Source organism: Kitasatospora sp. NPDC056800 (assembly GCF_042789775.1).
In the GTDB taxonomy this organism is placed as follows: domain Bacteria; phylum Actinomycetota; class Actinomycetes; order Streptomycetales; family Streptomycetaceae; genus Kitasatospora.
The window spans coordinates 1-13,719 of the sequence record NZ_JBHUAL010000038.1 but is presented as its reverse complement, the minus strand read 5'-3'; the positions used below and the strand labels follow the sequence as shown (position 1 = coordinate 13,719).

Below are 13,719 nucleotides of genomic sequence, written 5' to 3'. Positions count from 1 at the left end.
CCACCGCCACCGCGAGAAGTCGGCCGGGCCGACTTCCTGTGCGGGGCCGCACTCGCCGCTCCGGCCGCTTACGCGGGCCAGGCGCGGAGACCGGTGGTGAGGGTGGCGATGAGGCGGTCCTGGGTGGTGGCGAGGTCCTCGGTGAGCTGGAAGGCGCCGGCCGTGGTGAGGGAGGCGAAGCCGTGGGCGACGGAGCGCACGGTGCGGGCGGCGTGGACCGCCTCGGAGCCGTCGAGCCCGTACTCCCGCAGCACGGCGATGATCACGCCGACGAGCCGGGCGGCCGCCCGGGCCAGGTCGTCGTCGGGCTGCGGGGCCTGGGGGAGGGCGTTGTAGCGGTGCGGGTGCTCGGTGGCGTACGCGTGGTAGGCGCGCAGCACGGCGGCGACGGCGTCGTCCCCGCTGCGTCCGACGGCCGCCCCGGCCAGCCGGTCGGCGAGGTCCCCGGTGACCCGGACGGCGATCAGCCGCCGCAGTTCGGCGAGGCCGCCGCTGACGTGCTTGTACAGCGAGGGGGTGGCGACCCCGGCCCGGGCGGCGACGGAGGCCAGGGTGAGGGCCTCGGCGCCCTGCTCGTCGATGAGGGCGAGGGCGTGGTCGACGACCTGGTCGGGGGTCAGTCCTACGCGGGGCATGGGTTCGGGCTCTCCGTACGGATCAGGTCGGGCAGGGGCGGGCAGCGGACGGGCGGGGCTCAGCCGAGCTCGGCGAGGAACGGCAGCAGGGCGTCCGCGGTGGCCGCCGGGTTGTCGGCCATCGGGTAGTGCCCGGACCCCTCGATCATCGCCTTCCGCGCGCCGAGCGCGGCGGCCTGCCGGTCGGCGACCAGCTCCGGCTTCGGGAAGTCGGGGTCCTTGCTGCCCATGACGACCAGGGCCGGGCACCGCACCGCGGCCGTCCAGCCGACCGGCGCCGAGTCGCCGTGGACGTACCCGCGGGTGGCGGTCTTCCGGCCCGGGGTGCGCAGCGCGGCGACCAGCCCGTCCACGTACGCGTCGAAGTCGGCGGGCCTGGCACCGGGGAAGGCCATCCGGCGCAGGTAGAAGCCCCAGGCGGCCGGCCAGTGGACGAGGGCGGCGCCCATCAGGCCCATGGCGCCGCGCATCAGGGCGCCCTGCGGCGGGTTCTCGACGAAGGCGTTGAGCAGGACGATCCCGGCGACCCGCTCGGGGGCGTCCCCGGCGGCCTTGACGACGGTCGCCCCGGTGTACGAGTTCCCGGCGAGGACGGCGCGCTCGATGCCGAGGTGGTCGAGCAGGGCGAGGACGTCGCCGGCGAGGGCGGCCGGGCCGTAGTCGTCCCAGGTGATCGAGGATTCGCCGAAGCCCCGCAGGTCCATGGTGACGACCCGGTGGCCGGCGGCGACGAGCAGCGGGCGCAGGTGCCGGTACGCGGCCCGGCTGTCGAGCATGCCGGGGAGCAGGACGACCGGGGTGCCGTCGCCCTGCCGGGTGTCGTCGTAGGCGATCCGGCCGCCGGGGACGGTGAGGTACTGGGTGCTCGGGGTGATGGTGCCGTTCATGGGGTCCTCCTCGGGCCGCCGGTGCGGGGCATCGGCGGTGCTGCCGATAGCCATAAAGCTAAGGCTAATAGCCTTAGCCGTCAAGCGGTCGGGCGTCGGAGGCGTCGGAGAAGAGGGGGAAGGGAGCGGTCAGACCCCTTCGACCTTGAACGGGTCGTGCTCGCTGAGCAGCTTCTCCAGCCGGGCCTGGTCCACCCGGGTGACCATGTCGTTGGACTCCTGCCGGTCCCGGATCACCTTCGCCAGCGTGAACGCGGAGCTGACCGTGAAGAGGAGGCCGAGCCCGAGGAAGGCCCGGGTCCACCCGCCGACCGGCAGGTAGATGATCCCCACGGCGAGGGCGGTGCCCGACAGGGCGAAGGACAGGACGGCCTGGAGGTAGTAGGCGGCCGTGGTGCGGGTCTGCATCGGTGCGCTCATGGCGTCAGGATGCTGCGGCCCGGCCGGGCCGCACATGAGTAGGCGTACTCAGATGGGGCCGTGCATGAGGGACCGTTCGTTGACGTCCGATCACCTGCCGCGGGGCTGCTCCGAACGGATGGCTTGGAATCAGAGCCTCCTAGGATTAACGTTTGATAACGCAGCGCGGTTGTCAACGCCGTACCCAGACGGCACCGTGCGCCGTCGCCTAATCCCACCGACCGGCCTCCGGGCAGGTCAGGGAGCCGGGGAACCACGTTCCTTGGGGTGAATCGGCGGGGCTCCGGCCCGGCCGTAGGAGACCTTCCTGCTCCGAACCCGTCAGCTAACCCGGTAGGCGCGAAGGAAGGAAAGGAGCGCGCCTCCGTGGCGTCGACGCACACCCCGGCACACCCGGCCGGCTTCGCAGCCGGTACCCAGCTCCTCGACCACCCCGGTCCGGACGGCCCCGAGGCCTTCGGCCCGGAGGACTTCGCCGCGGAGGCCGAGACCAACCGCCACCGGATGCCGCGTCAGACCCGCGGAACCTCCCCGCTGCTCGGCGTCACCGCCGTCGCCGCCACCCTGGGTGCCACCGGCTTCACCTCGGCGACCCCGGCCGCCGCCCCCGCCATCGAGGCCCCGGACGAGACGGCGGTCGCCCTCTCCGCCGACCCCGGCCTCGCGCTCGCCGCCCGCATCCAGAACCAGGCCGACAGCCAGCGCACCGCCGCCGAGGAGACCGCCCGGCTCCAGGCCGCCCAGGAGGCGGAGGCCAAAGCCGCCGCCAAGGAGGCCGAGGCCAAGCGCGCCGCCGAGGAGGCCGAGCGGGCCAAGGCCGCCGCCCTCACCCTCCCGGTGACGGACTACCGGCTCTCCGCCCACTACGGCCAGAGCGCCCGCTACTGGGCCAACCTGCACACCGGCCTGGACTTCGCCGCCGACACCGGCACCCCGGTCCACGCGCTCGGCCAGGGCACCATCACCTCGGCCGGCTGGGCCGGCTCGTACGGCTACCGGATCGTCGAGACCCTGCCCGACGGCACCGAGATCTGGTACTGCCACCTCTCCGCGATCACCAAGGGCTCCGGCAAGGTCGCCGCCGGCCAGCAGATCGGCAAGGTCGGCGCGACCGGCAACGTCACCGGCCCGCACCTGCACATGGAGGTCCGCCCCGGCGGCGGCGCCCCGGTCGACCCGGAGCCCTGGCTCCAGCAGCGCGGCCTCAACCCCTGACGCACCCGCCCTGAGGCACCCGCCCGGGCGGACCCAGCGCGAAGCCCCCGGCCCGGAGCACCAGCACCGGACCGGGGGCTTCGCCGCGGCGTCTCACTCCTCGGCGGGAAGCTGCGCCAGGTACGCCTCGATCTCCTCCTGGCCAGGCTCCGGCGCCAGCTCCGGGAACTCCGTCACCAGCAGCCGCGGCAGCCCCGGCACCGTCCACCCGCCGAACAGGTCGAGCGCCGCCTCGACCGCCGCCTCCTCGAACCGCCCGAAGTCCCCGGCCAGTTCCTCCGGCATCGGCCGCCCCAGCGCGGTCAGCTCCGCCAGGTTGCGGTAGCTGCGCCGCATCAGGCCCTGCTCCAGCAGCCGCCGCGCGCCGTCCGTGGCCATGCCGACCGACAGCACCCGGCCCGGGCCCCAGCCCTGCTCGTCCGGCTCGTCCAGCCAGCCGGCCGGTGCCAGCGCCTCGTACGCGGCCAGCCGCTCCTCCTCCGGGAGCTCCCCGAAGCCGGCCAGCCAGTCCCGCACCGCCGCCGGGTCCGTGACGTCCACCCCGTACGCGTGCAGCAGCAGCGCGTACAGCCGGGGCCAGGTCACCAGGTCGGCGCGGCGCAGCAGCCCGGCCGCGACCTCGCCCTGCCACTCGGCCTCCGCGTGCAGCCGCTCCTGGCGCTTGGCGTTCAGCCGCCGGGACGCCCGCTGGTGGTCGACCAGCAGCCGGACGGCGTCGCCGTAGGCGAACGGGTCCTCCTCGGGCGCGGGTTGGACGTACAGGTGGAGCCGCTCGTACAGCAGGTGCTCCACCGCGTCGGAGGTCAGTTCGGGCCAGCCGTCGTGCATCCTGCCCTCGCCCAGCTCCAGCAGCGCCAGCACCGCGCGCAGCGGCCCCTCGGCCACCGGCGCGCGGCCCTGCTCGGCCGCCCAGGCGAGCAGGTCGGCGGCCTTGGTGCGCGGGGCGAGCCGCAGGTCTTCGTCGTTCATAGTCCGAACGGTAGCCGCCGGGCGGGGATAGGGTCGGCAGCCATGGTCCCCGTACGACTCACCGGCCCGCGCCTGGCCGTCCGCGAGTACCACCACACCGAGGAGGAGGTGGACGCGCTGCACGCGCTGTTCGGCGACCCCGAGGTCACCCGCCACCTGCCCTTCGGGCCGAGCGGCCGGGAGGACTGCGCCGACCAGATCGAGCTCTACCTGGAGGAGGCGATGGCCGAGGAGCGGGACACCTACCGGCTCGCCGTCACCAGGATCGCCGACGCCGAGGAGCCCGGGGACGCGACGCCGATCGGGCAGGCCGCGCTCACCCTCGACGGGCACGGCGCCGCCGACCTCGGGTGCGTGCTGGCCCGCGGGTCCTGGGGCCGGGGCTACGCGGGCGAGACCGTCGGCCTGCTCGGCGACTTCGCCTTCGGCACCCTGGGCCTGCACCGGCTGACCGCCCGGACCGCCGCGGCCAACCCGGCCCCCGGCCGGGTGCTCACCCGGCTGGGCTTCCGGCCGGAGGGGCGGCCTCGGTCCGACGGGTCCGACACGTACCTCTTCACGCTGCTCGCCGAGGAGTGGCCGGGCCCGGCCGCCCGGGTGGAGGGGGGTTAACCCCACCCCGGATCCGCCAGGCCTCCGGATCACGGCCGGGCGGCGCGTCCACCAGACTGGACGCAGTCAGCGGGACGAACGAGCGACAGACGACAGCACGAGGGGCCGGGGGCCGGGAACATGAGCAGCAGCCGCAGCGTGGAGGACCGGGAGTGGGACGTTCTGGGCGGTCGCGGTGACGACCCGCGCCCCGTCCGGGCCCGGCGGACCGAGCGGCGTCCGGCCCTGTGGCGGGCCCCGTTCTCGGCGTACTACTACCGCGAGGTCGGCTACGCGCTCACCGGTCTGCCGGTGGCGATCCTCGGCTTCGCCGTCGCGGTCACGATGTTCTGCTTCGGCCTCGCCACCTTCGTCACCGCGCTCGGCCTGCCCGTGCTGGGCGCCCTGACCGCCACGGCCCGCGGCTTCGGCCGGCTGGAGCGGGCCCGGGTGCGCGGCATGCTGGCCCTGGACGTCCCCGGCCCGGAGCCGGTGCGCCGGGTCCGCCAGGGCAGCTGGGGCGCGGTCACCGCGCGGCTGGCGGACGGGGCCGGCTGGAAGGCCGTGCTGTACCAGGTGCTGATGCTCCCCTGGGCGGTGTTCAGCTTCGCGGTGACGCTGGTGTTCCTGCTGCTCGGCTGGGCGGCGGCGCTCTACCCGCTGTACCACTGGGTCTTCCCGACCTACACCTCCTGGCACGGGTACCGGGTGTTCGACTTCTACGACAGCCACGACATCCGGCACGTGTACGACATCGAGGCGCCCTGGCAGATCGCCGGGCTCTCGCTCCTCGGGGTGCTGCTGGTCCTCCTCACCACCCAGCTGGTCCGCGGCCTGACCAACGTCAACCGGGCCGCCGCCCAGGGCCTGCTCGGCCGCTGACCGCCCGGCTCCACCCAGGCCCGACGGCCCCGCCCGCGTCCCGGACCCCTCCCGGATGCGGGCGGGGCCGCTCCGTGTTCGGATGGCCGGGTGTCCGCCGGCCCTCACCCCGCCCTCCCGGACGTGCTGGTCACCTCCCGTCCGCTGGACGAGTACTGCGCCCTGTTCGGCCTCACCCGGGCCCGGCTCGCCGCCCTGCCCGGGCCGCTGCTGGACTGCCCCGGGGGCGCGGCCGGCCTGGCCGCCGAGGCGCGCGAGCTGGGCTGCCGGGTGGTCGCCGTCGACCCGGCGTACGCGCTGCCGCCGCCGGTGGTCGCCGACCTCGCCCTGGCCGCCCGGGCGGCGATGGCCGCCTCGATGACCGCCCGCCCGTGGCTCCACCCCTCGCCCCGCCCGTACCGGCCCGAGCGGTACCTGCGCAGCTGGGACCGGGCCCGCCGGCTGTTCGCCGCCGACTCGGCCGCCCACCCGCAGCGGTACGTGGCCGCCGCGCTGCCCCGGCTGCCCTTCGCGGACGGCGCCTTCGCCCTCACCCTGAGCGGCTACCTGATCTTCGCCTACCCCGAAGTCTTCGGCCCGGAGGGCCAGTTGGCGGCGCTGACCGAGCTGGTCCGGGTCACCTCCCCGGACGGCGAGGTCCGGGTCCAGCCGCTGAACGACGGGCACGGCCGCCGCTGCGGCCACCTCGACCCGCTGCGGTACGCGCTCGGCGAGCGCCGGATAGCCAGCGAGATCCTCCGCTGTCCGGGGCCGGTGGACGGCCGCACCGTGCGGGTCCTGGTGCTGCGGGCCGCCGACCGACGCCGCCGGGCGGCCGGGCAGCCGGTCATGTAATAGTCACTACTCCGGTTTGCCCCTATACTCGCCGCCATGATCGAGACGACTATCCGGCGCGCAGAGGCGACCGACGCCGACCGGCTCACCGACCTGATCCAGGCCTCCTCCGCCTACCACGGCGAGTACGCGCCGATGGTCGACGGCTACCGGGTGACGCCCGACTACATCGCCGGCCACGAGGTGTTCCTCGCCCTCGACCCGGCCACCGACCAACTGCTCGGCTTCTACGGGCTGATCCGCGAACCGGCCGAACTGGACCTGATGTTCGTCGCCGACGAGGCCCAGGGGCGCGGCACCGGCCGCGAGCTGATCGCGCACATGCTGGAGCAGGCCCGCGCGGCCGGCATCGCCAGCGTGCTGGTGGTCTCCCACCCGGACGCCGAGCGCTTCTACCTGCGGATGGGCGCCGAACGCGTCGGCACCTTCCCCGCGCACGGCAGGATCACCTGGGACCGCCCCGAACTGCGCTTCACCGTCCGGTAGTTCCTCCGGTCAGGAGGTCCCCGCGGCCGGCGGCCCGCCCGGCCCGCCCGGCTGGGCCGGTACCGCCGCGACGGGCTGCGGCACGGCGTGCGGTCCGGCCTGCGGGGCGGGCCGGGCCGGCTGCTCCGGCACGAGGGCCGTCCCCTGGAGCCGGGACAGGATCTTCTCCGCCAGCCAGCTGCGGTCCGACCCGTACGGGATGCCCCGCGGGTCCACCAGCTGCGTCGCCACCGCGTCCCGCAGCCGCTGCGCCCCGGCGGCGGGCAGCCAGGAGAGCAGCCCCCGGGCGGCCAGCAGGGCGTGGTACTGCTCGAAGTCCGAGCGCGGGTGCTCGATCGCGTCCAGCACGCTCGGCAGGTCCGCCAGCGCCGGGTCGCCCTGCATCAGTGCGAGCGCCTGGATCCGTCGGCCCTCGGAGCCGTCCGCGAAGAGGGCCCGCACCTGGTCCGCGGTCAGCGCCGAGCGCCGCGCGGTCGAGCGGACCTCCGCCACCACGCCCTCCGGCCCGGCCGGCGCACCGGAGGCGGGCGGCAGCTGCCCGGCCAGGGCGGCCTGGCGCTCCGCGCTGCCGCCCAGCAGTCCGAGCTGCTGCATCGCGCGGACCCGCAGGTCGTCCGCGCCCACCTTGTCGCCGTGCCGGTCGCGGTCCTGCCCGGCGAGGAAGAGGTCCAGCGCCTGGTCGGTCTCGGTCAGCACCTGCGGCAGCGCCAGTCTGGTCACCAGCCAGCCGGCCAGGAAGCCGAAGACCAGGAAGTACAGCACGAGCGCCGCCGCGAACGGCACCGCCTCCGGGCCGCCGCCGAGGGCGGGCGCCAGCGCCGTACCGAGGTCGTGCAGCCGCTCGCCGAGCGAGCCGAGCTGGGTCAGCCCGACGCCCAGCAGCACCTTGGTCAGCCAGTCCGAGACCTGCTCCAGATTGGTGTTCGGCGCGTACGAGCCCTGCGGCTCACCGGTGCCGCCACCGCGGACCCGGGGCACCCCGAACAGGAAGCCCAGCCCGCCGCCCAGCACCACCGAGGCCCCGACCACGACCAGTCCGCCGCCGAGCGCCTGCCAGGCGTGCTCCCGGCCGAGCGCGAACAGCAGCAGTCCGAGCAGCCCCGTCCCGGCCAGCACCCCGGTGGCGCCCCACCGCGCCGTCCGCAGGGCCGCCCCGCCGTCCCGCCGCCGCGCCTTCGCCATCGCCTACCCCCTGTGCCCGCGCCGCTCCGCTCCGGAACCCGCGCAGACTCTAGCGCCGCGGCCCCGCCCCGGACACGCGACGGTCCTCCCCGGACACGCCACGGGGAGCCTCCGGCGCAGTGCCGGAAGCTCCCCGGGAACGCAGACGACCCGCGGGCTGCTCCTCTACGCCGGCCCGTGCACTGGCCAGGCGCCGAGGCACCGGGGATGTACCGGTGAGCCCGCGGGCCGGGTGACTGCTGTGGATTTCGCCTGCCGGAGGCCTGGGGCCTCACCCTGCGCAGGCAGGGGCGGCTCTAGCGAGCAGCCACCTCACGCATCCTGACGGTACTCAACTCAGGATCACCTCCCTTCAGTGTGCTGCCAGCCTAGGCAGCGCTCCGGCCGGAGGCAACGGATTATTTCGCGGTCCCCGCGTCCGCCGCTCAGGCGGTCTTGAGCTGGTCCTTGAACTTGGTGAAGTCGATCGTGCTGTCGGCCGACGGGACCTGGACGGTCAGCGGCTTGTCGAACTCGCTGAAGTCGATCTTGCCGTTGCCGTCCTTGGCGCCGGCGTGCTCGATCCGCACCGGGTAGGGCTTGCCCTCGGTCGCGATCTGGAGGGTCGTGACCTCGCCCTTGGAGTCGGTGCTCTTCAGACTGAAGGTCTTCACGCCGTTGACGTCGCCGGCGGAGCCCTTCTCGACCTTGTCGCCGCTGCTCTTGCTGTCGGTGATCTTCTTGCTGAAGTCGGCCAGGTTGCAGACCTTGGTGAGGGAGCCCATCGACGGGTCGCTCTCGAAGCCGGTCAGGTAGCGGCCCTTGAACAGCTCGGCGGCCTTGGCGCCGTTCGGGCCGCCCACGGCGGTCCAGAAGGCGGTGTCCGGCTTGACGTACGAGGTCTTGCCGTCGCTGATGATCTCGAACTTGCCCATGCCCGGCATCGCCATGGTGCCGGTGCACTGGCTCTTGTTGTCCATCGTCAGGTTCAGCTCCATCGCACCGTCGCCGGTGTCGACGGTGCCCGCCATCTTGAGGGAGGTCGCGGAGGCCAGGGCCTCCTTGGCCTGCTTCTCGATGTCCTGGGCGCTGAGCTTGCCGGTGTCGAGCTTCTGCGCGGAGCCCGCCTTCCCGTCGCTCGTGGCACTGCCGCACGCGGCGGTGCCGGCGGCCAGGACGAGGCATATCGCGGCGGTGCTGACCAGGCGCTTCGACAGCATGTGGTGATTCCTGTCCGGGGTGGCCCGTGCGGCCCCCCAATTGGATGAATTTTTCCTCAGTATGGTTCAGGTCCCTGACAGGTGATCGTCGGACGGGCCGCTGTTACAGCTTCGTGGCAGGACCGTGCCGCGCCCGTACCCGGACATGCGAAAGGCCCGGAGGAAGAATCCTCCGGGCCTTTCCGCTACTGAGTAGCGGGGACAGGATTTGAACCTGCGACCTCTGGGTTATGAGCCCAGCGAGCTACCGAGCTGCTCCACCCCGCGTCGGTAAACACAACAATACGTGGAAGTCGCCGAGATGGGAAATCGGTTCCCCGAGCACCTCTTGAAGGCACCGCTCGAGCTCCTCCGCAGGCACCTGTTCAGGGCACCCGGGCGGCCCGCCGCCGGGCGGGCGCCGCGTGCCGGCCCGTGCGGCACCTCGCCCAGGCCGCGAAGCAGACCAGCGCGGCGAAGCAGGGCACCATCAGCGCCCCGTACACCACCAGGAAGCCGTCCGTGCCGAGGTCGGCGGCGGCGTTCCAGGTGCCGTGCAGCGCCATCGCCAGCAGCAGCCCGGCCGGGACCGCCAGCCGGGCCAGCCAGCGGCGTGCGGTGGTGAGGGCGAGGGCCAGGCCGATCCCGGTGAGCGCGGTGAACAGCGGGTGGGCGAAGGGGGAGAGCAGGGCGCGCAGCACGAAGGTCTGCACGGTGCTGTCGAAATCGCGCAGGCTGGGCGGGTCGCCGAGGCCGATGCTGTCCAGCCGCTGGCGCTGGTCGCTGGTGAAGGCCCGGCCCAGGTAGAGGGCGTTCTCGGTGAACGCGAAGCCGCAGGCGGTCATCCCGCCGAGCACCACCCCGGCGGCCAGGGTGCGCGGCCGGGAGCGGCGGTGCGGCGCACCGGAGGGCGGGGCCGGGCGCAGGTAGGGCAGCGGCCGCAGGTACGGGCGCAGCCGCAGCCGGCCGCGGGCGTGCGGCCCGACCGGGTGGCGCGGGTACGGGCGGGGGCTCCGGGGCGCGGGCGACCGGCGCAGCAGCGGCGCGCAGGGGCGCCCGGTGCGGCGGCCGTGGCAGCGCAGCCGCTGGCCGAGCGGGAGCAGGAGCACCAGCAGGGCGGTGGCCTTGGCGGTCTCCTCGATCACCGGGGTGGCGATCCCGGCGCCGAGCAGCTCCCCGAACGGGCCCCGGTACCGGGCCAGGTAGTTCGCCGTCCAGTTGTTGGCCAGGATGGCGACGGTGGTGGCCGCGCAGGCGCCCCAGCCGAGGCAGAACACGGTGTGCCGCAGCGGCACCCGGGCGGTGAGGTTGAGCCAGGCCAGGCCGCCGAGCACGAACGGCAGCGGCACCATCGCCAGGCCCAGGCCGACCAGCAGCCCGACGGTGCCGGTCTGCCGCTGGACGAGGTGCAGGATCAGCACCCCGCAGCCGATCAGGGTCAGCACGGCGGTCGCGGTGACCGAGGAGAGCGCCACCGAGCGGCTGCGGCCCGGCGGGGCTCCGGGGGCTCCAGGGGCGGCGGGCGTCCGGGCCGCGGCGGGGGCGACGGCCGGGGGCCGGGCCGCTACCGGGACGGCGGCGGTGCCAGGAGCGGGCAGCGGGCGGTGGGCCCGGTGCCTCCGGGGCCCCGGGATGGTCCGGGTGTCGCCGGTGCGCGGGACCGTCTCCGGTGCGCCGGCGGCGGCGACCGTCGTCCGACCGTTCGCCCGGAACCCGCCGCCGGACGGGCTGCCCATGCGGCACAGGGTAGGCCACGGCGGCGGCCCGTCGGGAGGACTCGGGACGAACCGTCCGTCCCGGTCCCGCCCGTACGGCCGCCGCGCGGTGGCCCGTTCGAACCGGGCCGGTGGGTCAGCGGCGGCGGAACAGCAGGTCGTGGACGACGTGGCCCTTGACGATCCCGGCCCGTTCGAACTTGGTGACCGGCCGCCAGTCCGGCCGCGGGGCGTAGCCGGGGACGCTGCCGTCCGGGTGGTCCGCGGGCTCCAGCCAGCCGGTCCCGTCGCCCTCGGGGTGCAGGTTCTCCAGCTCCGGCGAGGCGGACAGCACGGCCAGCATCTGCTCCGCGTACGGCTCCCAGTCGGTGGCGCAGTGCACCAGGGCGCCGGGGGCGAGCCGGGGCAGCACCAGGTCGAGGAAGGAGGGCTGGACCAGCCGGCGCTTGTGGTGCTTCGGCTTGGGCCACGGGTCGGCGAAGTAGACCCGCAGACCGGCCAGCGAGGCGTCCTGGAGCATGTCGCGCAGCAGGATCACCGCGTCCCCGGCGGCCGTCCGGACGTTGCGGGAGCCGTCGCGCTCCAGCATGCCGAGCAGGTTGCCGTGGCCGGGGGTGTGCACGTCGGCGGCGAGGATGCCGGTGGCCGGGTCGGCGGCGGCCATCGCGGCGGTGGTCTCGCCCATGCCGAAGCCGATCTCCAGGGTCACCGGCAGGCCGCCGAACAGCTCCGGCAGGTCCAGCGGGGTGCCGTCGATGGGGATGCCGTACGTCTCCCAGCTCCGGTCCAGGGCGCTCGCCTGGGCGTTGGTCATCCGGCCCCGGCGCGGCTGGAAGCTGCGGATGCGACGCTCGCGGTGCTGGGCCTCGGTGGCCTTGTGCGGGTACATCGGCGCGGGGTAGGCGGCCGGCGCGGCGGACAGCCGGGCGGACGGCGAGGGCTGGGGGATCGGGGCGGTGGCAGTCACAATCAACCGAGTCTACGGGGCTGCCGGGGCGCCCCGGCCGGGCCTGTGACCGGGCTCATCCAAGCCCGTCCGCCCGCCCTCCGTCCGGTGCGCCGACCCGCCCCCGAAGCTCCGCCGCCCCGCTACTCCTCCCAGGGCCAGCGGGCGTTCGCCCCGGCCTCCAGGAGGGGGACCAGCCGGAAGGCCGCGTCGCTCAGGCCGCCGAAGGTGTGCCGGTGGGCGCCGCCGCCGGGACCGTGGCCCGGGGCGTAGCCGGCCAGGTTCCAGGTGTAGACGGGCACGTGGGCCGGGACGGCGGAGAGCGGGTCACCGCCCCGGTGGCCCGGGCCGGTCTGCTCGTCGGTGACGATCACCACCCGGTCGTGGCCCCGGTAGCGGGCACGGACCGCGTCGGCGGTGTTGGTGCCGCCGAGGCTGGAGAACCGTTCCAGCACCCGCAGCACCGCCTCGCCCCGGCCGACCTCGACGACCCGGCTGGTGGTGCCGAACTCGACCAGGTCCGCCTCGGCGGCCCGGAGCTTCAGCGTGGTGCCGAAGATCGCCGCGGAGTCCGCCCGGTTGAGCTCGGTCGGCCCGCCGGAACGGTCGAACATCGAACCGGAGCGGTCCACCAGGATCAGCGTCCGGCCGGGCAGTTCCGGCACGTTGGCCAGCGAGTGGCCGAGCGCGGTCTCCAGCGCGTGCCCCCAGCGCAGCGAGGGGACGTTGCGGTACGCGGCCAGGTAGCGGAACGGGAACTGGCGCGAGCGCCGCACCTCGTCCTGGTCGGAGATCCGCCGGGCGACCTCGGCCGCGACGGCGTCCGGGACCCCGGCACGGTCGAAGTTGCGCAGGTTCCGCACCAGCGCCATCGGACCCATGGACGGGATGACCGCCTCCCAGACCGCCGCGTCCAGCGGGCCCTGCAGCCAGCCCGCCAGAGCTTCCCAGGTCAGCCCGGCGGCGGCCAGCCGTTCCGCGCCGCCCTCGGCGGTCACCGCCGCCCGGCGCTCCTCGACGGGCAGCGCGAGCAGTTCGCGGTTGGCGGTCAGCACCCGGTCGGCGGCCGGCGGGACGGCCTCCTCCGGCCGGTGCCGGCGGTCCAGCGCGTGGGCGAACAGCGCGCCCTGCCAGTGCTTCCGCGGGTCCGGCGAGGGGTGGGTCAGCTCGATCACGTCGCCGAAGCGGTAGCCCTTGCCGGCGGTGTCGTACTTGAGCAGCGAGCGGGCGTCGTAGAGGTGCCGGACGGCGTCCGCGACACCGCGCTTGAGCGGCTTGGGCAGCGCCCGGCCGTAGCGAGAGGTCCAGTAGGCGAGCAGCTCGCCGGGCTCGTCGGCGCGCCGCAGCACCGCCGCGACGGCCTGCCGGGAGTGGCCGTGGGCGCCCGCGTCCAGCCGGGCGCGGGTGAACTCGGCGGCGCCGACCAGGGCGGCGGTGCGCAGCTGGGCGCCGTGGCGCAGCCAGCGCAGCAGTCCGAGGGTCCACTCCGGGTCGGCGACGGCGAGTTCGCGCACCAGCGCGGTGTAGCGGTCGTCGCGCTCGCCGCCGCGCTCGTGGAAGGTGTCCTGGCCGACCATGTTGGCCACCGCGAGCAGGAAGAGCTCGGACTTGCGGTCCCGGACGAAGCCGGGGCCGCCGTTGTGGTTGACGGTGCGCGCGCCGGTGGTGGTCACCGGCGAACTCGGACCGGACTTGGCCCCGCGGACGTTGAACCTGGACATGCGGCAGCCCCCCTCGGCGTGCTGGTGTCGGTGGGAGGGAGGCGTGCTGCGGCAGCGG

General features: G+C 74.9%; 14 protein-coding genes, 1 tRNA gene and 1 riboswitch. Of the genes, 5 read left to right on the top strand and 10 right to left on the bottom strand.

Going from position 1 to position 13,719, the window contains the following annotated elements; genetic code table 11:
- Window positions 1–68: 68 nt before the first annotated feature.
- From ACFRQN_RS11575 to ACFRQN_RS11565, 3 genes are all read right to left on the bottom strand, one after another.
- Window positions 69–635 (bottom strand): TetR/AcrR family transcriptional regulator, encoded by a 567-nt coding sequence (locus ACFRQN_RS11575; protein ID WP_049653172.1) that lies wholly within the window; start codon window positions 633–635, stop codon window positions 69–71.
- Window positions 636–694: 59 nt separating this feature from the next.
- Window positions 695–1,576 carry an alpha/beta fold hydrolase gene (locus ACFRQN_RS11570; RefSeq protein ID WP_375876781.1) on the bottom strand — a complete coding sequence of 294 codons (882 nt, stop codon included), beginning with the start codon at window positions 1,574–1,576 and terminating at the stop codon, window positions 695–697.
- A 75-nt stretch (window positions 1,577–1,651) separates the two neighbouring features.
- Complete coding sequence (locus ACFRQN_RS11565; RefSeq protein ID WP_074002080.1) at window positions 1,652–1,942, bottom strand: YiaA/YiaB family inner membrane protein; 291 nt, start codon at window positions 1,940–1,942, stop codon at window positions 1,652–1,654.
- A gap of 195 nt (window positions 1,943–2,137) precedes the next feature.
- A riboswitch (cyclic di-AMP (ydaO/yuaA leader) is annotated at window positions 2,138–2,296 on the top strand.
- A 12-nt stretch (window positions 2,297–2,308) separates the two neighbouring features.
- On the opposite strand from ACFRQN_RS11565, the gene ACFRQN_RS11560 reads away from it, so the two are divergent.
- Entirely contained in the window at window positions 2,309–3,157 is an 849-nt protein-coding gene (locus ACFRQN_RS11560; protein ID WP_053112130.1) for a M23 family metallopeptidase, read from the top strand.
- Window positions 3,158–3,250: 93 nt separating this feature from the next.
- On the opposite strand, the gene ACFRQN_RS11555 is transcribed toward ACFRQN_RS11560, so the two are convergent.
- The gene (locus ACFRQN_RS11555) at window positions 3,251–4,126 is read right to left on the bottom strand and encodes a hypothetical protein (RefSeq protein ID WP_049653179.1); all 876 of its coding nucleotides are present in this window, start codon (window positions 4,124–4,126) and stop codon (window positions 3,251–3,253) included.
- A 42-nt stretch (window positions 4,127–4,168) separates the two neighbouring features.
- Between ACFRQN_RS11555 and ACFRQN_RS11550 the strand changes: the two genes are divergently transcribed.
- From ACFRQN_RS11550 to ACFRQN_RS11535, 4 genes are all read left to right on the top strand, one after another.
- Complete coding sequence (locus ACFRQN_RS11550) at window positions 4,169–4,738, top strand: GNAT family N-acetyltransferase (protein WP_380739950.1); 570 nt, start codon at window positions 4,169–4,171, stop codon at window positions 4,736–4,738.
- A 120-nt stretch (window positions 4,739–4,858) separates the two neighbouring features.
- Window positions 4,859–5,599 carry a sensor domain-containing protein gene (locus tag ACFRQN_RS11545; protein ID WP_053112132.1) on the top strand — a complete coding sequence of 247 codons (741 nt, stop codon included), beginning with the start codon at window positions 4,859–4,861 and terminating at the stop codon, window positions 5,597–5,599.
- Between the two features lie 90 nt (window positions 5,600–5,689).
- Window positions 5,690–6,433 carry a hypothetical protein gene (locus ACFRQN_RS11540; protein WP_380739948.1) on the top strand — a complete coding sequence of 248 codons (744 nt, stop codon included), beginning with the start codon at window positions 5,690–5,692 and terminating at the stop codon, window positions 6,431–6,433.
- A 36-nt stretch (window positions 6,434–6,469) separates the two neighbouring features.
- Window positions 6,470–6,919, top strand: a complete 450-nt coding sequence (locus ACFRQN_RS11535; RefSeq protein ID WP_380739946.1) for a GNAT family N-acetyltransferase — start codon at window positions 6,470–6,472, stop codon at window positions 6,917–6,919.
- Window positions 6,920–6,928: 9 nt separating this feature from the next.
- Here the strand turns inward: ACFRQN_RS11535 and ACFRQN_RS11530 are convergent, their stop codons facing one another.
- The 6 genes from ACFRQN_RS11530 to ACFRQN_RS11505 all read right to left on the bottom strand — a co-directional run bounded on the left by ACFRQN_RS11530 (window position 6,929) and on the right by ACFRQN_RS11505 (window position 13,661).
- A complete protein-coding gene (locus ACFRQN_RS11530) occupies window positions 6,929–8,101 on the bottom strand; it encodes a hypothetical protein (protein WP_380739944.1) in 1,173 nt (390 codons plus the stop codon).
- Between the two features lie 425 nt (window positions 8,102–8,526).
- Window positions 8,527–9,300, bottom strand: coding sequence for a hypothetical protein (locus ACFRQN_RS11525; RefSeq protein WP_380739942.1), 774 nt, complete (start codon window positions 9,298–9,300; stop codon window positions 8,527–8,529).
- Window positions 9,301–9,493: 193 nt separating this feature from the next.
- Window positions 9,494–9,567 (bottom strand) — tRNA-Met (locus tag ACFRQN_RS11520).
- Window positions 9,568–9,665: 98 nt separating this feature from the next.
- Window positions 9,666–11,015, bottom strand: coding sequence for a PrsW family intramembrane metalloprotease (locus ACFRQN_RS11515; RefSeq protein WP_380739940.1), 1,350 nt, complete (start codon window positions 11,013–11,015; stop codon window positions 9,666–9,668).
- A 115-nt stretch (window positions 11,016–11,130) separates the two neighbouring features.
- On the bottom strand, window positions 11,131–11,961 hold the full coding sequence (trmB, locus tag ACFRQN_RS11510; protein WP_380739938.1) for a tRNA (guanosine(46)-N7)-methyltransferase TrmB: 831 nt from the start codon (window positions 11,959–11,961) through the stop codon (window positions 11,131–11,133).
- Between the two features lie 122 nt (window positions 11,962–12,083).
- Entirely contained in the window at window positions 12,084–13,661 is a 1,578-nt protein-coding gene (locus ACFRQN_RS11505) for a TROVE domain-containing protein (protein WP_380739936.1), read from the bottom strand.
- Between the last annotated feature and the right edge of the window lie 58 nt (window positions 13,662–13,719).